The organism is Enterobacter vonholyi (genome assembly GCF_040834095.1).
GTDB lineage: Bacteria > Pseudomonadota > Gammaproteobacteria > Enterobacterales > Enterobacteriaceae > Enterobacter > Enterobacter vonholyi.
On record NZ_CP162152.1, the window covers coordinates 3,631,650 to 3,649,626 of the forward strand.

Annotated in this window: 18 protein-coding genes; 8 read left to right on the forward strand and 10 right to left on the reverse strand. The window is 55.6% G+C overall.

The window, feature by feature from the left end; translation table 11 throughout:
* Nucleotides 1-37 precede the first annotated feature (37 nt).
* From kduD to AB3N39_RS17020, 4 genes are all read right to left on the reverse strand, one after another.
* Nucleotides 38-799 (reverse strand): 2-dehydro-3-deoxy-D-gluconate 5-dehydrogenase KduD, encoded by a 762-nt coding sequence (gene kduD / locus AB3N39_RS17005; RefSeq protein WP_136195110.1) that lies wholly within the window; start codon nt 797-799, stop codon nt 38-40.
* Between the two features lie 63 nt (nt 800-862).
* Nucleotides 863-1,699 carry a 5-dehydro-4-deoxy-D-glucuronate isomerase gene (gene kduI / locus AB3N39_RS17010; protein ID WP_115876212.1) on the reverse strand — a complete coding sequence of 279 codons (837 nt, stop codon included), beginning with the start codon at nt 1,697-1,699 and terminating at the stop codon, nt 863-865.
* Between the two features lie 233 nt (nt 1,700-1,932).
* Nucleotides 1,933-3,111, reverse strand: a complete 1,179-nt coding sequence (locus AB3N39_RS17015; RefSeq protein WP_111966096.1) for an acetyl-CoA C-acetyltransferase — start codon at nt 3,109-3,111, stop codon at nt 1,933-1,935.
* A 93-nt stretch (nt 3,112-3,204) separates the two neighbouring features.
* Nucleotides 3,205-4,071: a LysR family transcriptional regulator gene (locus AB3N39_RS17020; protein WP_111966097.1), complete on the reverse strand. Its 867-nt coding sequence runs from the start codon at nt 4,069-4,071 to the stop codon at nt 3,205-3,207.
* Between the two features lie 105 nt (nt 4,072-4,176).
* Here AB3N39_RS17020 and AB3N39_RS17025 point away from each other — a divergent pair, with 105 nt between their 5' ends.
* Together AB3N39_RS17025 and AB3N39_RS17030 are read left to right on the forward strand one after the other, a co-directional pair.
* Nucleotides 4,177-4,638, forward strand: coding sequence for a multidrug/biocide efflux PACE transporter (locus tag AB3N39_RS17025; protein WP_325814281.1), 462 nt, complete (start codon nt 4,177-4,179; stop codon nt 4,636-4,638).
* A 119-nt stretch (nt 4,639-4,757) separates the two neighbouring features.
* Nucleotides 4,758-5,987 carry an amino acid permease gene (locus AB3N39_RS17030; protein ID WP_248175247.1) on the forward strand — a complete coding sequence of 410 codons (1,230 nt, stop codon included), beginning with the start codon at nt 4,758-4,760 and terminating at the stop codon, nt 5,985-5,987.
* A gap of 36 nt (nt 5,988-6,023) precedes the next feature.
* Here AB3N39_RS17030 and AB3N39_RS17035 read toward each other — a convergent pair whose 3' ends face one another.
* On the reverse strand, nt 6,024-6,494 hold the full coding sequence (locus AB3N39_RS17035) for an Lrp/AsnC family transcriptional regulator (protein WP_023309067.1): 471 nt from the start codon (nt 6,492-6,494) through the stop codon (nt 6,024-6,026).
* A gap of 115 nt (nt 6,495-6,609) precedes the next feature.
* Between AB3N39_RS17035 and AB3N39_RS17040 the strand changes: the two genes are divergently transcribed.
* Nucleotides 6,610-7,221, forward strand: coding sequence for a LysE family translocator (locus tag AB3N39_RS17040; protein ID WP_127732236.1), 612 nt, complete (start codon nt 6,610-6,612; stop codon nt 7,219-7,221).
* A 27-nt stretch (nt 7,222-7,248) separates the two neighbouring features.
* On the opposite strand, the gene AB3N39_RS17045 is transcribed toward AB3N39_RS17040, so the two are convergent.
* Nucleotides 7,249-7,521: a GNAT family N-acetyltransferase gene (locus AB3N39_RS17045; protein ID WP_008499687.1), complete on the reverse strand. Its 273-nt coding sequence runs from the start codon at nt 7,519-7,521 to the stop codon at nt 7,249-7,251.
* Between the two features lie 10 nt (nt 7,522-7,531).
* Complete coding sequence (gene yjdI / locus AB3N39_RS17050; RefSeq protein ID WP_008499689.1) at nt 7,532-7,762, reverse strand: 4Fe-4S mono-cluster protein YjdI; 231 nt, start codon at nt 7,760-7,762, stop codon at nt 7,532-7,534.
* A 176-nt stretch (nt 7,763-7,938) separates the two neighbouring features.
* On the opposite strand from yjdI, the gene AB3N39_RS17055 reads away from it, so the two are divergent.
* From AB3N39_RS17055 to AB3N39_RS17075, 5 genes are all read left to right on the forward strand, one after another.
* The gene (locus tag AB3N39_RS17055; protein WP_133295097.1) at nt 7,939-9,579 is read left to right on the forward strand and encodes a sensor histidine kinase; all 1,641 of its coding nucleotides are present in this window, start codon (nt 7,939-7,941) and stop codon (nt 9,577-9,579) included.
* On the forward strand, nt 9,563-10,258 hold the full coding sequence (locus AB3N39_RS17060; RefSeq protein WP_023326016.1) for a response regulator: 696 nt from the start codon (nt 9,563-9,565) through the stop codon (nt 10,256-10,258). The genes AB3N39_RS17055 and AB3N39_RS17060 overlap by 17 nt, the downstream gene beginning before the upstream one ends.
* Nucleotides 10,259-10,426: 168 nt before the next feature.
* Nucleotides 10,427-11,515, forward strand: coding sequence for an ABC transporter substrate-binding protein (locus tag AB3N39_RS17065; protein ID WP_045909906.1), 1,089 nt, complete (start codon nt 10,427-10,429; stop codon nt 11,513-11,515).
* Between the two features lie 80 nt (nt 11,516-11,595).
* Nucleotides 11,596-13,365, forward strand: coding sequence for an iron ABC transporter permease (locus tag AB3N39_RS17070; RefSeq protein ID WP_023333293.1), 1,770 nt, complete (start codon nt 11,596-11,598; stop codon nt 13,363-13,365).
* On the forward strand, nt 13,358-14,428 hold the full coding sequence (locus AB3N39_RS17075) for an ABC transporter ATP-binding protein (protein ID WP_023326018.1): 1,071 nt from the start codon (nt 13,358-13,360) through the stop codon (nt 14,426-14,428). The genes AB3N39_RS17070 and AB3N39_RS17075 overlap by 8 nt, the downstream gene beginning before the upstream one ends.
* 210 nt (nt 14,429-14,638) lie before the next feature.
* On the opposite strand, the gene AB3N39_RS17080 is transcribed toward AB3N39_RS17075, so the two are convergent.
* From AB3N39_RS17080 to AB3N39_RS17090, 3 genes are all read right to left on the reverse strand, one after another.
* Nucleotides 14,639-15,091, reverse strand: coding sequence for a hypothetical protein (locus tag AB3N39_RS17080; RefSeq protein WP_136195108.1), 453 nt, complete (start codon nt 15,089-15,091; stop codon nt 14,639-14,641).
* Nucleotides 15,091-17,643, reverse strand: coding sequence for a hemagglutinin repeat-containing protein (locus tag AB3N39_RS17085; RefSeq protein ID WP_367897314.1), 2,553 nt, complete (start codon nt 17,641-17,643; stop codon nt 15,091-15,093). Before AB3N39_RS17085 ends, AB3N39_RS17080 begins: the two co-directional genes overlap by 1 nt.
* A 75-nt stretch (nt 17,644-17,718) precedes the next feature.
* Nucleotides 17,719-17,970: a MafI family immunity protein gene (locus AB3N39_RS17090; protein WP_133295100.1), complete on the reverse strand. Its 252-nt coding sequence runs from the start codon at nt 17,968-17,970 to the stop codon at nt 17,719-17,721.
* Between the last annotated feature and the right edge of the window lie 7 nt (nt 17,971-17,977).

Here is a 17,977-nt window from a genome sequence, read left to right on the forward strand (position 1 = left end):
CCTCCGCCCGAAAGCAGAGGTCCAGACCCGATGCGGGTTATCGCGCCAGCCAGCCGCCATCAACCGCCACGGTGTAGCCGTTGATATAGTCCGATGCCGACGAGGCCAGAAACACTACCGGCCCCATCAGATCGCCCGGCAGCCCCCAGCGCCCCGCCGGAATACGTTCAAGTATTTCCGCGCTGCGCTGCTCGTCTGCGCGCAGCTGCTGCGTGTTGTTGGTCGCCATGTAACCCGGCGCAATGGCATTCACATTGATATTGTGTTTCGCCCACTCGTTTGCCAGCAGGCGGGTCACGCCCATCACGGCGCTTTTGGACGCGGTGTAAGACGGCACGCGGATTCCCCCCTGGAACGAGAGCATAGAGGCAATATTCACGATCTTGCCGCCGTTCCCCTGCGCAATAAAATGCTTCGCCGCCGCCTGGGACATGAAAAATACGCTCTTGATGTTCAGGTCCATCACGTCGTCCCAGTCGCGTTCGCTGAAGTTGATCGCATCTTCACGGCGAATCAGCCCGGCGTTGTTGACCAGAATGTCGATATGGCCGAATTCCGCTACCGCGCGATCCAGCAGTTCAGGAATGGTATCGATTTTACGCAGGTCGGCGGTCAGGCTCAGGAAACGGCGTCCCAGAGCCGTCACGCGCTCGATGGTTTCTGTAGGCTCAACGATATTAATCCCGACGATATCGCAGCCCGCTTCCGCCAGGCCTAACGCCATCCCCTGACCCAGCCCGGTATCACATCCGGAAACCACCGCCACTTTCCCCTGCAGGGAGAATGCATCCAGAATCATGTTTATTCCTTACTCTTTCAGAGCCTGTCACTCACAGGCAGGTTTATGCTTCACTGCCCGCGACTAGCGCAGATCGCTGACCGCAACATGGTCCATATCATCAAAGACCTGGTTTTCGCCCACCATTCCCCAGATAAAGGTGTAGGCTTTTGTCCCAACGCCGGAGTGAATAGACCAGCTCGGTGAAATCACCGCCTGCTCGTTGTGCATCACGATATGGCGCGTTTCCTGCGGCTGCCCCATCATGTGGAACACGCAGGCGTCCTCATCCATGTTGAAGTAGAAGTAGACTTCCATGCGGCGCTCGTGGGTATGGCACGGCATGGTATTCCACAGGTTGCCCGGCGCAAGTTCGGTCAACCCCATGCTGAGCTGGCAGGTCTCCAGCACGTCCGGCACGAAGTATTTATTAATGGTGCGGCGGTTGCTGGTGAGGTTGTCGCCCAGCGTCACGGGTGCGACGTCTGCCGGGGTCACCTTTTTGGTTGGACAGGTGGCGTGGGCCGGCGCGCAGTTGTAGTAGAACTTCGCAGGCCTGCTGGCGTCGATGCTGGCAAAGACCACGTCTTTCGCCCCTTTACCCACGTACAGCGCCTCGCGATGGCCAATCTCATAGCACTGTCCGTCTACGGTGATGGTGCCCGGCCCGCCGATGTTAATCACCCCCAGCTCGCGACGTTCGAGGAAATAATTTACGCCCAGCTGTTTACCGACCTCGCCGCCAACGGAGACGGTTTTCGTGACGGGCATAATTCCGCCCACAATAATGCGGTCGATATGGCTGTAAACCATGGTGTACCTGTCGGCCTCGAATACCTGCTCGACTAAAAACGCATTGCGCAGCCCCTGAGTATCCAGCGTTTTGGCGTGCGCGCTGTGGATGCTTTCTCTGACGTCCACGGTAACCTCCAGATGTGGTCATGCCCGAAGGCGGAAATAAACGAAACAGCGTTCCGTTTTTCATAATGAGCACATACTATCGGCATAAAGTGGGCTTTTCAATGAAATTTAAAACAACGTTTCATTTTAATTTTTGTTTATAACGGAAATGGTGTTCGGATCACAATTAAGCCGCCAGGAGAAAAAGGGCGCGAAAAAAAACCTCCCGGAGGAGGTTTTTTAATAAGAAGAGTTTAGCGTTCGATGGCCAGCGCCACCCCTTGCCCGCCGCCTATACAAAGCGTGGCAATCCCTTTGCGGGCATTGCGCTTTTTCATTTCGTGGACCAGCGAAACCAGGATCCGGCAGCCGGACGCCCCGATAGGATGACCCAGCGCGATCGCCCCACCGTTAACGTTGACCCGCAGCGGATCCCACTCAAGCATTTTTCCGACGGAGATCGCCTGCGCGGCATAAGCTTCGTTCACTTCGATCAGATCCACATCCGAAAGCTGCCACCCCGCACGCTCCAGGCAGCGGCGGGTCGCGTAGACCGGTGCGATCCCCATTAACGCAGGATCAACCCCCACGCTCGCGAACGCCTTAATGCGGGCCAGGACGGGGAGATCGAGCTCAAGAGCTTTGCTTTCGCTCATCATCATAACGGCGGCAGCGCCGTCGTTAATGGAAGAGGCATTTCCTGCCGTCACTGAGCCCTGCATTTCAAACGCGGGGTTCAGCCTGGCCAGGCCTTCAGCACTGGCGTCAGTGCGCGGCTGTTCATCGGTATCTACGACGACATGCTCGCCGCTCTGACGCTGCGTGCTGACCGGGACAATTTCGTCGCGAAAACGACCGGAATCGATCGCCGCACGCGCTTTTTGCTGCGAGCTCAGCGCATAGGCATCCTGCACCTCACGGCTGATACCGTACTCGCGCGCCAGATTTTCCGCCGTCACGCCCATATGATAATCGTTGAATGCGTCCCACAGCCCGTCATGCACCAGGCTGTCGAGCAGCTGACTGTTGCCCAGCTGTGCGCCGGTCCGGCTGTCGGTCAACACGTGCGGCGCGCGGCTCATATTCTCTTGTCCGCCAGCAATGATCACGTCCGCCTCACCACACTGAATGGCCTGCGTCGCGAGATGCAGCGCTTTTAATCCTGAACCACAGACGTCGTTGATGGTGATGGCAGAGACGGTATTGGGCAGCCCGCCCTTCAGCGCCGCCTGACGCGCAGGGTTTTGCCCGGCACCGGCCGTGAGAACCTGTCCCAGGATCACCTCATCAACTTCATGTGCTGCGATCCCGCTACGTTCCACCAGCGCTTTCACCACCACGCTGCCCAGGTCAACCGCCGAGTGACGCGCGAGCGATCCCTGAAAACAGCCGATAGCTGTACGCAACGCACCCACTATTACGACATCTTTCATCACGACCTCTGTGTTAAATGACATGACGATAGTAGAGGATTGTTACTGGCAATTATCTTAATTGTTTAAAAATAGTGAGATTAATCACAAGGATCAGCGCGCATCCTGCAGATACTGCCGCAGCCAGCTTCCGGCAATGCCGGGAGGGGATCGTTTATTCCACAGCAGATCGATGCCGATCGCCCGCGGCCAGCCGGGAACATTGAGCTGTACCAGGGATTTCGCGGCGGCAAATTCATCCACCAGCGCGCACGGCAACACGCACCAGCCAAATCCCTGTACCGCCATACTCAAGAGTAACAGGTAATTCGGGGCTGACCAGACGGGCCCGCGCGCAATCTCCGCCTCGCGCTCAAGATAGGTGCTCAGCCGCAGCTCTCGCCAGCCGTGCAGCTCGTCACGCTGAACGTCATGTTGTCCGGCGAGCGGATGCGTGGTCGCGACATAGATCGCCATGCGGGTCTGCATCGGCAGCCGGATAGCGCCGATATCCGTAGGATAACCGTCTCGCGCCTCGGTGAGGCCAACCTGCGCGCGCTCCTTTTGCAGGAGATCGATCACGTCCTCCTCCTCGCCAATAAGACATTCGAATTCCGTATGGGGAAAGCGCGCGTCAAACTGTTTCATCATCTCTTCCAGCACGTCCGGGTTAAGGGTATCGGAAAGGACAAACGTCAGACGCGCCTCCGTTTGCGCCGATAGCGACACCGCCAGCTCGTCCAGCCTCGTGCTGGCGGCGAGAATAGCCTGCACATAGCCCAGCACCTGTTCCCCCTGGGCCGTCAACACCGGCTGGCGCGCAGAGCGGTCAAACAGCTCGAAGCCCAGATCGGCTTCAAGATTGGCAATGGACGTGCTGATCGTCGACTGGCTTTTGCGCAGCCGGCGTGCGGCCGCAGAGAAAGAGCCTGCCGCAACGGTCTCAACAAACGCGTTAAGGGCTTCGGGTGAATAGCGCATAACCTATCTACTTTAGCGATGGATACTATCTTTAATATATCAGCTTTAGCGATGAAAATAGGCCACATCAACGCCCATACCGGCGAATTAACGAGGTCTATCGCTATGCAACATCAGGATGCACTCCAACGTAAACTGCCGGAGCGGATCTTTCATGCTGTCTGTTTTGAAGGGATTGCGACGGCGATCCTCGCCCCTACTGCGGCGTGGCTTATGCAGCGTTCCGTGGTGGAAATGGGCGGGTTGACCATTGTTCTGGCGACCACCGCCATGCTGTGGAACATTATTTATAACTTCGGCTTCGACCGCTTCTGGCCCGTTCAGCGCGTCAAACGTACGGCAAAAGTGCGTGCGCTGCATGCGCTTGGGTTTGAATGCGGGTTTATTGTGATTGGCGTGTCGATTGTCGCCGCCGTGCTGGGCGTTACCCTGCTGCAGGCATTCACACTGGAAATAGGTTTCTTCCTGTTCTTCCTGCCGTACACCATGTTCTATAACTGGGCGTACGATAAGCTGCGCGAGAAATTTCTTAAGCGTCGCCAGCAACGGCGCGCCCTGGCAGGCTAAACACCTTCTGGCCGGACGCCCGCTCCGGCCAAACGCCTTCGAAGCAACTGCGCTCTCGGTGCATAACTATGGTAAATTGCACTCCATTCCGATGGTTTGATAGTTGAAACGTTGCTCTAATGTCGAAAATTTGGTCAAAAGATGAGACTCTCTGGAGTTTCGCTCTCTACGGCACGGCCGTGGGCGCAGGAACGCTGTTCCTGCCCATTCAGCTGGGCTCCGCAGGCGCAATTGTCCTGTTTATTACCGCCCTCGTGGCCTACCCCTTAACCTACTGGCCGCACAGAGCGCTGGCGCAATTTATTCTGTCGTCGAAAACGAAAGGCAACGAGGGGATCACCGGCGCCGTCTCGCACTATTACGGCAGGAAGATTGGCAACCTGATTACCACGCTCTATTTCATCGCCTTCTTTGTGGTGGTGCAGATTTATGCAGTGGCCATCACCAACTCGCTCACGGAGCAGCTGGCGAAACACCTGACGGTTGATACCGCCGTTCGCGTGCTGGTCAGCCTGGGCGTGGTGCTGGTCCTGAATCTGATCTTCCTGATGGGACGGCACATCACGATAAAAGTGATGGGCTTTCTGGTGTTTCCGCTGATTGCCTATTTCCTGTTTGTCTCGCTCTATCTGATAGGCAGCTGGCAGCCCTCGCTGCTGACCAGCCAGATGGCCGTCGATCGCCACACGCTGCACCAGGTCTGGATTTCGATCCCGGTGATGGTGTTTGCGTTCAGCCATACCCCAATTATCTCCACGTTTGCCGTTGACCGTCGCGAGAAGTTTGCCGATGGCGCCATGGATAAATGTAAAAAGATCATGAAGGTGGCGTACCTAATCATCTGCCTGAGCGTGCTGTTCTTTGTCTTCAGCTGCCTGCTCTCAATTCCGCCGTCGTACATTGTGGCCGCCAAAGAGCAAGGGGTGACTATCCTGTCCGCGCTGTCGATGATGCCTTCATCACCGGCATGGCTGGGAATTTCCGGGATTGTCGTGGCGATAATTGCGATGTCGAAGTCCTTCCTCGGCACCTATTTTGGGGTGATTGAAGGGGCGACGGAGATCGTGAAGTCGTCGCTCGGTCAGGTGGGGGTGAAAAAGAGCCGCGCCTTTAACCGCGCGATTTCCATTATGGGGGTGTCGTTAATCACCTTTGCCGTCTGCTGCATTAACCCGAACGCCATTTCGATGATTTACGCCATCAGCGGCCCGCTTATCGCCATGATCCTGTTTATCATGCCGACGCTGTCGACGTATCTAATCCCCTCCCTGAAACAGTACCGTTCCATTGGCAACCTGCTGACGCTGATCGTCGGGGTGCTGTGCGTGTCGGTGATGTTTGTCGGCTAACGCCCTGCATGCCCGGCGTTCTGCCGGGCATGCCCCTCAGTCTCGCCCAGCTGATTCCAGCGGAAAAGGCCTGTCCTGCACCACCGTTTTCATGACAAGCGTAGATCGAAGGTGCTGCACGCCGGGCATGGCGGAGAGCTTCTCGTCGTAGAGTTTCTGGAAAGCGGACAGGTCGCGGGTCACGACGTGCATTAGATAATCGGGATCGCCAAACAGGCGCTGTGCCAGCACGATCTGCGGGATCTCCTCCACCGCCGCTTCAAACGCGCTAACCGCCTTTCTGTCACCCTCCTTCAGCGTCGCAAACACTATCGCCAGGAAGTTGAATCCCATTTTGGCGGGGTCGAGGCTGGCACGGTATCCCGTTATCGCCCCGCTTTGCTCCAGCGCCCGCACGCGACGATGGCACGGCGAGAGGCTCAGATTCACTCTTTCCGCCAGCTCGGTCAGGGATAAGCGGCCATCAGACTGTAGCTCAGCAAGAATTTTTCGATCGATGCTATCCATGTGGAAGATTTTCTCAATTTCACCGTGTTATGAGCATAACATTGAAAGCCTATTTCGCAGGGTTAACGATATTCTTTTTCGCAACGTTTAACGCACTGCGGGAGTTTTCAGAACGATGGAAATGAGTATTGTGGCCGGCTTTTGGGTGGTTTCGTTTCTGCTCATCATGACGCCAGGCGCCGACTGGGCCTACGCCATAAGCGCCGGGATTAACGGACGACGCGTGGTACCGGCGGTGCTGGGGCTGATGTCCGGGCATCTGTTAGCCACGCTCATTGTCGTGGCTGGCGTGGGGGTCGTGATTGCTCAACATCCGCTGGCGTTAACCGGGCTGACCCTCGCGGGGGCCGCGTATCTCCTGTGGCTCGGCATCGGACTGTTGCGTCACCCTGCCGCCCCGGAAAAGGCGAGCCACCACGCGGGAAACTGGCGACAGTGGGCGGTGAAAGGGCTCTGCATTAGCGGCCTAAACCCGAAAGTGTTTTTGCTGTTCCTGGCCCTGCTTCCGCAGTTTACGGACCCGACCGGAAGCTGGTCGATAGCAATGCAGATGTCCACGCTTGGGATGATGCACCTTATCACCTGTACGCTGGTCTATCTGCTGGTGGGGTATGGTTCGAAAGCGGTACTGGCGACCCGGCCACAGGCGGCGCGTCTGGTAAGCATGGCATCAGGAGGGATCATGGTGCTGATCGCGATGATATTGCTGTTTGAGCAGGTAAGATAAAAAAACACCGGCCATCGCCGGTGTTATTTACGCCCGAATATCGTCATATTCCCGCGTTTTATCAAACTCATGTTTCGCGAACGGGCACAGCGGGATAATTTTACGGTTCTCACCGCGCATCTTCTCCACCACTTTCGCTACCAGCTGTTTACCGACGCCCTGCCCTTTCAGGCTCTCATCCACGTCGGTGTGCTCGATAATGCTCAGGTGCTCGCCGGTCGGTACGAAGACAATCTCCGCGACCTGATTGCCGTTCGCATCATTCACGTAAAACTTGTTATGGCCTTCCAGAATATCCATGGTTCCTCGCTTATTTTTGGCGATACTTCAGCGCACCGCTCGGGCAGGTATCAATCACGCGGACAACCGTTTCAACGTCCACTTCATCGGGAATAATCCACGGCTTACGTTTGAGATTAAACAGCTTTGCGCTGCCACGCACGCAGTTACCGGAGTGTTTGCAGATCCCGGTGTTGAAGTAAACGTCAATTTTCTCGCCGGTATAGGCCCGGTAACCCGCATCCAGTAGCTCTTTATCCATGACATTGCCTCTGTAATTATTATCGTGCTGAATGAAGAATAGCCTGACGGGATCCTGCTGGCTATAACGCCGAAAACGAAAAGCCAGGTCACAACTCTTTTCTTGCCAGATTGCGTCCGCTATTTGCCCATGTCAGGCTCGGCAAATGTCACTTTTACATAACATCCGCAGGTTGAATGAAACGCAGACTCTCTTTTCAGGTAAAGCTATTTTTAGCGCTGGTGTGCTTCTCCTGCCTGCTGTTAGTTCTGCTGGGAACGATCCTGTTTCATTTTATTGACCGGCAGCTCCATCACGATCTCGGCCAGCGCGCCCGGGTTCAGGCCAGCCAGATCGCGCTGATGCCGGGTCTGGCTGCAATGGTTGCGGCCCGGGATATCCCCGGCATCGCCCGGTTAATTCAGCCGCTGCGCGCCCAAAGCGATGCCAGCTATATTGTGATTGGCGATACGCAGGAGCAGCACCTTTATCATTCGGAATCCCCGGAGCGCATAAATTTACCGATGATCGGCGGGGATAACGCGGAGGTATTAAAGGGCAAAACCATTATTTCCGTGCGTCAGGGCGGTATTGGGGTTTCACTGCGCAGCAAAGCGCCGATCTTTAACGCGCAGCACCAGGTGATTGGTATTGTCTCGGTCGGCTATCTGACCTCCTATATTGCCAATATTAACGCCCGTATTCTCTGGCAGTCCGGGCTGTACGGCGCGGCTCTTCTGCTGCTGCTGTTTATGTTCTCCTGGCTGTTTACCCGCAATCTCAAAAAACAGATGTTCCGACTGGAGCCGAAAGATATCGCTCAACTGGTTTTGCAGCAGCGCGCGCTATTAGAAGCCATGTATGAGGGGGTATTTGCCGTCAATGAAGAGAAGCAGCTGATCTTAATTAACCGCGCCGCACGAGAAATGCTGGATATTCGGCAAAGTGAGAAAGACCTTATCGGTAAACCGCTGGAAGACGTTCTGCAGACGTCGCCGGGCTTTTTATCCCAGCGCTACGCCTCGGTCAGCGCTGGCAGCCACGACCAGATTGCGGTGCTGAACCAGCGCGAGGTGATCGTCAACCGCGTGGCGATTGAGGTCGAACCGGGCGTTGAAAGCGGCTGGGTCTACAGCTTTCGCGACAAAAATGACATCAACACCCTCAGCAGCCAGCTCAGTCAGATCAAGCGCTATGCGGATAACCTGCGCATTATGCGCCACGAGCAGCTGAACTGGACCGCCACGCTGGTGGGCTTGCTGCAGATGAAACACTATGACGAGGCGATTCGTTACATTCAGGTGCAGTCCGAAGGCGCGCAGCGGGTGCTGGACTTTGTCTCCGCCCGTTTTTCCTCTCCCGCGCTATGTGGGCTGCTGTTAGGAAAATACGTCAGCGCGCGCGAAAAAGGCATCGAGCTGCTGTTTGATCCCGCCTGCCAGCTCACCCGCATGCCCGCCACGCTCAACGAAACGGAGCTGATGTCGGTTATTGGAAATCTGCTGGACAACGCGGTGGACGCAACCCTTAAAGCACCGGTCCCCGCGCCGGTAGAGCTTTACATTTCAGACCGTAACCAGGAGCTGCTGATCGAGGTGGCCGACCGGGGCTGCGGGGTGGAGGATGCGATGAAGCCGCACATTTTCCGCCAGGGATTCAGCAGCAAGCCGGACAGCGAAAACGACATTGTGGGCACCGAGCACGGTATTGGCCTGTATCTGGTGGCAGGATATATCGACAAGGCTGGCGGCACTATTGAGATTGCCGACAACACGCCACAAGGGACTATTTTTTCTGTGTTTATTCCGAATGGGCAAAAGCATGACCCGAGCACTTGATGTTGTGATCGTTGAAGATGAGCCGCACCTGGCGGAGCTGCATCGCGAGTATATCGAGCAGAATTTTCATTTGCGCGTGGTGGGCATCGCCGCGTCGATTGAGCAGGCATGCAGCCTGATTCGTCAGCATCAGCCGCGGCTTATCCTGCTGGACAACTATCTCCCGGACGGTAAAGGCGTGGAGCTCATCGATAACCCGCTGCTGAAAAGCTATGAGTGTTCGGTGATCTTCATCACCGCCGCCAGCGATATGCAGACCTGCAGCCACGCCATGCGCAGCGGCGCGTTTGACTACCTCATCAAGCCCGTCTTTTTCCAGCGCCTGCACGCCTCGCTGGAGCGGTTTATGCGCTTCATCCACACCGTACAGCAGGTAAAGGTGGTCGACCAGCATGCGCTGGATCGCCTGTTTCATCTGCCTGCCGCGGAAGCCTCCGTTACGCCGTCCACAAAGGGCATTGAACCCCAGACGCTGGAGCGGATAAAACGCCTGTTCGCCGAGCATCCCGACAGCGCGATGTCGGTTGAAGAGGTGGTGGAAAACGTAGGGATCAGCAAAACCACGGGGCGTCGCTACCTCGAATACTGCGTGGAGAGCGGGTTAATCAGCGTCGAAATGCTGTATGGCAATATTGGTCATCCTCGCCGGTTATACCGCAAAGCCCCCGATAAACCGTAATCCAGAACCGTTCGTAAGCTAACGTTCGCGGATTTTATGGTGTTAATTGCTGAAACGACGGCGACAATCACACTTCGGAATCATTGCCATCGCCTCCCTATTGTCGGAGGCGCGCTTTACGCTATGTTGACAATTAGTTCCTCAAATGTAACTAAAAGGTTAACTATAATGTCGAACACGTTCCGAATTTCTCTGCTTACCGCTACCGTACTGTTCTCTGCTTCTGCACTGTCTGCCCTGCCGCAGGGTTATCCTGCTGAGTATCAAAAAGTGGTTGATGCCGCCACGAAAGAGGGCAAGGTTGTTATTTACTCCACCACCGACATCAAAGCTGCCGGACCGCTGATCCAGGGCTTCGAAAAAACCTATCCAGGCATTAAAGTCGAATACAACGACATGAACAGCACCGAGCTGTACAACCGTTTCATCAGCGAACAGGCCTCCGGCGGCGTGAGCGGCGACGTGGTCTGGAGCTCCTCGATGGACACCGGCCTGAAGCTCGCCACCGACTACGCCATGGAGTATAAATCGCCGGAGCAAAGCCAGCTGCCGAAATGGGCGGTCTGGAAGGATAAGGCATACGGCACTACCTATGAGCCGGTGGTCTTTATCTACAACAAGCGTCTGATCCCGGCCGGCGACGTGCCGGACTCTCACGCCGCACTGGCGAAGCTGATTGCCAGCCAGACGGACAAATTCAAGAACAAAGTCACCACCTACGACATCGAAAAATCGGGTCTGGGCTTTATGCTTTCGGTGCAGGATCACAACGCCGATCCTAACTACTTCAAGACCCTGGCCGACGTCGCCAAAGGAGGCCTGTCGGTGCAGTCGTCTACCGGCACCATGATGGAGCGCGTCTCCTCCGGTGAAAACCTGATCGGCTTCAACATCCTCGGTTCCTACGCGGAAGCGCGCGCGAAGAACGATCCGTCGCTCGGCATTGCCTATCCAAAAGATTACACCCTGGTGCTGTCGCGCGTGTCGTTCATCAGCCAGCAATCGCAAAACAGCAACGCCGCGAAGCTGTGGCTTGACTATGTGCTGTCTGAGCAAGGGCAAAACATTCTGGCCAATCAGGCGGACATCCCCTCCATTCGTAACGATATCGAAGGCAAGAATGATATCGACGGCCTGACCAAAATCCTCGGCAACGCGCTGAAGCCAATTCCGGTTGATGAAACGCTGCTGGAATACCTGCAGCCGAAAAAACGCCTGGAGTACATCAAAGAGTGGCGTACCGCCGCCGGTAAATAAGAGTCTGAGCGCGGCGCAGGCCGCCGCGCTCCCTTATCGACTGAGTTCGTTTTTCTGGGCTGCAACACCAGGGATACCCCATGAATACATTACGCAGAAAGTGGCAAAGCCTGCCGCGAGGCATCGTCGTGCTGATAACCGCCCTGGTTATCTACACGCCGCTGTCGTTTATCGTGATACAGAGCTTCCTGTCCGCCCCGTTCTTTTCGCCGTCAAAAGAGTGGAGCTTTGAATCATTTGAATTTATTTTCACCGACCCTGATTTTTATAAGGCCCTGAAAAGCGGCTTTATTCTTGCTTTCGGGCTAGTCTTTATCTCAATCCCGCTGGGCGGCGTGCTGGCGTTTCTGATGGTACGCACCGACCTGCCCGGTCGCCGGTTGATTGAGCCGCTGATCCTGGTCCCGATTTTCGTTTCACCGATGGTGCTGGGCTTTGGCTACGTGGTGGCTGCCGGTCCGGTGGGCTTTCTCTCCCAGTGGGCTCAGGCGCTGATTGGCTTTGTGCCGTGGAACATCTACGACATGTCGAGCATTGTGGTCATCGCCGGCCTGACGCACGTCCCGCACGCCTATCTGTATATCTCGTCAGCGCTGCGCAGCGTGGGCTCCGATGTGGAAGAAGCCGCGCGCACAGCGGGCGCGTCGCCCTGGCAGGTGATGACCTCCGTCAGCCTGCCGATGGTGCGCCCGTCCATTCTGTACGCCACCGTGCTGCTGTTCTTCCTCGGGCTGGAGGTGTTCGGCCTGATGCTGGTACTCGGCGACCCGGAAGGCAATATGGTGCTGGCGACCTATCTCTATAAGCTGACGAACAAGATGGGCACCCCATCCTATAACCTGATGGCGGCGGTTGCCGTGGTGCTGATCTGCATCACCATCCCGCTGGTGATGCTCCAGCGTCGCCTGATGCGCACCGCCAACCGCTTCGTCACCATGAAGGGCAAGGCCTCGCAGGCCCGCGCGCTGCCGCTGGGTAAATGGCGCTGGGTGGCTGGCGCGGTGATTGCCTTCTGGCTCACCGTCACCATCGGCGTTCCGCTGCTCGGCGTGGTATTGCGCGCGTTTATCTCAAACTGGGGCGTTGGCGTTTCGCTGTGGGACGAGCTTTCTCTGAACACCTTCCGCACCATCTGGGCGCAGCCCAACCTGCTGCGCGCCATCGTCAACTCCATGGCGATTGGCGTGATTGGCGGCGCGCTGGCCGTGGTGTGCTACCTGTTTGTCGGCATTGCCATGCACCGTAAGCCGGACAACACCACGCGTTTCCTGGACTACAGCGTGCTGGTGCCGCGCGCCGTGCCTGGCCTGCTGGCGGGTCTGGCGTTCCTGTGGGTGTTCCTGTTCCTGCCGATGTGGCTGGATAACTCGCTGAAATCCGGCTGGCTTTCCGGGTTTGCCTGGACCGACTGGATGCGTGAAAACGTCATCGTCTGGCTGCGCTCGCTGCGCAGCACCATTTTCAGCGTCTGGCTGGCCTATACCGTGGTGTGGATGGCTTACGGGCTGAGGCTCATCTCTTCCACGCTGCTGCAGGTGGGACCGGAGCTTGAAGAGGCGGCGCGCAGCACCGGGGCGACGCGCGGGCAGATCACCCGCCACGTCACCATTCCGCTCTCCCGCTACGGTCTTATCGGTTCGTGGCTGCTGATGTTCCTGATCTTTGAGCGCGAATATTCAACGGGTGTGTACCTGCTTTCACCCGGCACGGAAACCATCGGATCGATGCTGGTTTCCCTCTGGGCCGCGGGTGCCATTGATATCGTGGCGGCGCTCTCTTTCATTAACATCCTGCTGGTCGTGGTAGGTCTGGGCATTGCCCTTCGTTTCGGAGTGAAAATACATGATTGAATTAGCGGTTGACGATCTGCACTTAACCTACGGCGACAATCCTGTTTTAAAAGGTGTCTCCATGAACCTGAAGCGCGGCGAAGTGGTCTCCCTGTTAGGCCCCTCCGGCAGCGGCAAAACCACCCTGCTCCGCGCCGTCGCGGGTCTGGAAAAACCGACCCAGGGGTCGATTGTGATTGGCAACAATAAAGTTTACGACGGCACGCCGCGCAGCGAGGTCCCGGCGGAAGAGCGTAACCTGGGGCTGGTGTTCCAGTCCTATGCTCTGTGGCCGCACAAAACCGTGTTTGAGAACGTGGCCTATCCGCTCAAGCTGCGCAAAGTCCCGGCCAAAGAGATCCAGCAGCGCGTGCAGGACGTGCTGGACCAGCTGGGTCTGGGCCATCTTGGCAAACGTCACCCGCACCAGCTCTCCGGTGGACAGCAGCAGCGCGTGGCGATCGGCCGGGCGCTGGTGTACAACCCGCCGGTAATTTTGCTGGACGAGCCGCTCTCTAACCTCGACGCCAAGCTGCGTGAAGAGGCCCGCGTGTTCCTGCGCGAGCTGATTATCAAGCTCGGGCTATCGGCACTGATGGTGACGCACGACCAGAACGAAGCGATGTCCATATCCGACCGCATCCTGCTGCTCAACAACGGCAAAATTGAGCAACAGGGCACGCCGCAGGAGATGTACGGCTCGCCGAAAACGCTGTTTACCGCCGAGTTTATGGGCAGCAACAATCGCCTGCACGGCAAGGTCACCGAAGTGCGCGACGGCAGAGCGCGTATCGAAGGAAAAGGCTGGGTGCTGTGGGGTCAGGCCGGTGAAGGGGTGCAGAGCGGTGATGAAGCCACGGCGGTGATCCGCGTCGAGCGCGTGGCGGTAGTCGAGGGGCCAGGGGAAAATCAGCTTGAGCTGCCGCTGCTTACCAGCATGTATCTCGGCGACCGCTGGGAATACCTGTTCCGCACGGTGGGAGATGATTTTGTCATTCGTGCGTATGGGCATGAGGTTCGGGATCCGCAGCACTGCCATCTTTCGCTGCCGGAGAAGCATGTTTGGGTGTTCCCGAAAGGGTGATGAGTCAATAATTAATCTGCCATGGCCCGGTAGCGATTCGCTTACCGGGTCTACAAAACAAAGAAATGCGCAGATGCCAGGATAGATGGCGCTAGCCATTATTGTTAAGGCATTCGGACTAAAATAGCCACCTGACACTTTTTTCCGTCCGTACGTATAACGGTTTAAGACTCCATATCAAAATGTTATTACAGAGCATATAAAGAAAATTTATGCGCCATATCCAGCATTTTTGAAAACTAATTGAACATGCTCCGTCAGTCCAACAAGATCTTCATAGGCGATTGGGCCAAAATCAGGATAATGGTTTTCAATATACTCGTTAACATCTTCCATACCTTCACTCGCTCTGAGATTTTTAACAAATGTAGGCAAAATACGATGATTAACACCAGTACCATACTCTTTCGGATGATGGGTCATACACCACTCAACTTTACCTTTATATGATTGAATCGCATCTTCCAGTAAGGTGATAACTTCTGGAACCTCTTTTTCAAAACGAAAACTGGTATAAGGAGGGTACTTAGAGCGATCAATTTTTTCAAAATGGTCATTTATCCATTCATCTTCAATACGGCTCTGATAATGTAACCACTCCAGTTTTCCAAGAGAACCAATGAAGTCCAACAAGATTGTTTCTTTCTTACCTATCGGAAACATTATTTTAACCCCTGTAATTTATCAGAGATCGTAACACTTCCCTGATTTATAGATTTGATATGTTTTTCCCAATCTCCTTTAGGAATCGGTTTTAAGGACACTCTTGGATCGTAAACATACTGACCATCGGTATAAACCTGATGGAAAGCTTGTTCATGTACAATTTTTCCATTTTCATACACATTTAAGTTGTACGGAGTCGTCGGCCTTGCTTCAATAATTTTCCCGTGCCCGCCAGCTGCATCGAGAAGCTTAGGTGCGATATCTGAGCAATCCGTACAATCTGTATTGCCTATCCAGGCAATAAACTTAGGTTCGTTCATTTTTTCAATAACACTCTGATTGGCTGGATAACCGGGATTTTCAGGGCGAACCTTTTCAAGGCCGGGGATCTTCTCGTTCTGATAGAAAAGATCATCCAGTGAAGGAGAATCCGGAACAGGCGTAGTTGTCGTCCAGCCATTATTGTTTGACGCTCCATCACCGTTGGTATTACCAGTATGATTTATCCCTCCGGTTGCTACACTATTATTCCCTGTGTTGGAGGGCGTATTTCCGGTTACAGTCTGGTCTCCACCAGTATTTGATGGTCCCGGGTTAATGACCTGCGTACCACCAGTACTGGTGATTGTCTTACCTGTCAGGGACTCATAGGCCGCTTTCTGAGCATCATTTAACTGACTGAGCTGGGAAGGATCATTGAGCGAGGCCACATAGATCAGATGTAACTGCTCATCTTGTGACAATGTATCCATTGCTGATGTGGATGCACCAATCCCCAGTAAAGCACCCAGACCACTGGCAACCAGGCGATCACGGCAAGCAGAAATTTTCAGACATCCCTGTGCAGCCAGTTTACCGCCCTGTATAACGACACCCAGCGAGTTATTCTCAACCTCCACCTTCGCCGTTTCTGACGCCGCCGCCGCCATGGAGACACTGCCATCCGTCACCGCAGCGCCCGCCAGACCACCCGCGATACTCACGAGGCTACTGACCAGCCGTTTTTCCTCTGGCGTCAGGTCACTGGATTTTTTATCTCCATACAGCGCACTGATCAGATGGTCGGTCATCGCCGAGGCCGTAATGGCTCCAATGGCACCAGCCTTCAGGCCATCCGCAGTGCTCCCGCCACTCAGCTGCGTCAGCGCTGCAGCTACAATACCGTGCAGCGCGGCACGGGCTGTCGGGTCTTTCTGCTCCTTGACCAGGGTCGCCAGCAGAGGGGCCGCCCCTGCTGCCGCGCCTGCCTTCAGGTTACCGCCAAGCGCACCTGCCAGTAATCCCGCCGCTGCGCTGCCCTTCGTCCAGAAGGCACTCCCCGGACCGTACTCGGTATTCTGATATCCGGGCTGCGTCTTCAGGAACGCTTCCTGCTCCTGCGGCGTATCGCCCTGCAGTTTCCCTTCAGATGCCAGCTTCGCGCCCAGCGCCGCATTGGATTCCCGCGCTTTCTGCTCCGCATACTTACCGTAAGCATCCAGCGCAGAGGTGGCCAGCGCCGCGCCTTCGCTCTGGACCGCCAGGTTATCCCTGACCTTCTGCACATCACCGTTCACGTCCACGCCGTGGTGGGCGTCAGCCGTATCACGGCTCAGGTCAGCAATATCCTGTTTCTGTCCCGCCGGGTTGCGAATGACAATGCTACCGCCACTCACCGCTGATGAGGTCGTCCCGGTGTGGCTCTCTTCTGCCTGGCCCGTACCGATTGCCGGTGCCAGGTTGCGGTTTTCACCGTTTCCGCTGCCGCCCGCGCTGCCGGAAAGCGCCACCGTGTAGCCGTTGCCGCTGGTCTGGCTCTCGTTGTGGAGATTACTGAAACCCAGCGTACCCGTGTCGAGGCTATTTTTATCTGCAGACGCCGTGGATGCAATCACCGCGCCGTCAAGCTGGGTATGATTTCCGGTGGTGACGGCAAAGCCGCCCTTGCCTGCGAATATCCCGCTCTGTTCAGCAACGCTCTTACCATTCTGGGTGATATTCTCACCCGATGCACTGACGCTACCGGAAGACGCACCATAACACAGTGGCGGTATGCACAGGCTGAGGGACGCGCCTGACGAAGACTGCTTGCTGTCATAACTGGCCGTATCCTGCACGCTGCTGATGGTGAGATCGCGCCCGGTATTCACCACCACACGATTACCTTCCAGCTCCGCACCTTTCAGGGTGGTGTCGCGTCCGCTGTTCACCGTAAGCTGTTCATCAGCATGGATAACACTGTTCGTATTGCGCTGCGACTGGCTGTTTTCCTGCCCCTTATGCTGTGACGCTCCCAGCTCCACCGAGATGCCGTTTTGCGCACCAATCAGGCTCACACCGACACCGACGCTGAACTGGCTGCCGCAGTTTTTACTCTCAGAGTGGGTTGTGTTCCGGGAGGCAGACAGCAGAATATCCAGCCCCGCATCCAGCGCCACCTGTTTACCCGCGATCTGTACCCCCACGCCAGCAATGTCATTTCCGGCACGGACAGAGACATTCTCACCGGCATTAATGGTGGTGCCCTGTGCCCCGGTGTTGGTCAGCGTGGAGCAGGGACGGCTGGTGATCGAACCGGTTAAGCTCTGACGGTTAAAGAGAAGATCCCGGCGCTGAGGCCGGGATTAGTCATAGTTATTAGAATGTTATTTCTCTGGATTGATATATGTATATCTACTATCTATTTCTAAACCAAGATCATTAGCTATTTTAAGTACTTGCGTGTATTCATCTCTACTAATCACAACATCAAAATCAGCGATGTGATCACATAGCGTTTCAAATGCTAATACGTTCTCTGAGAACCCAATATAATCAAGGGCAAAGTCAACTAGCGAAGGATCCAACCGATCCTTTAATCCTTCACCTAATAATCTAATTTTGTCATTAATATCCATCGCGCCC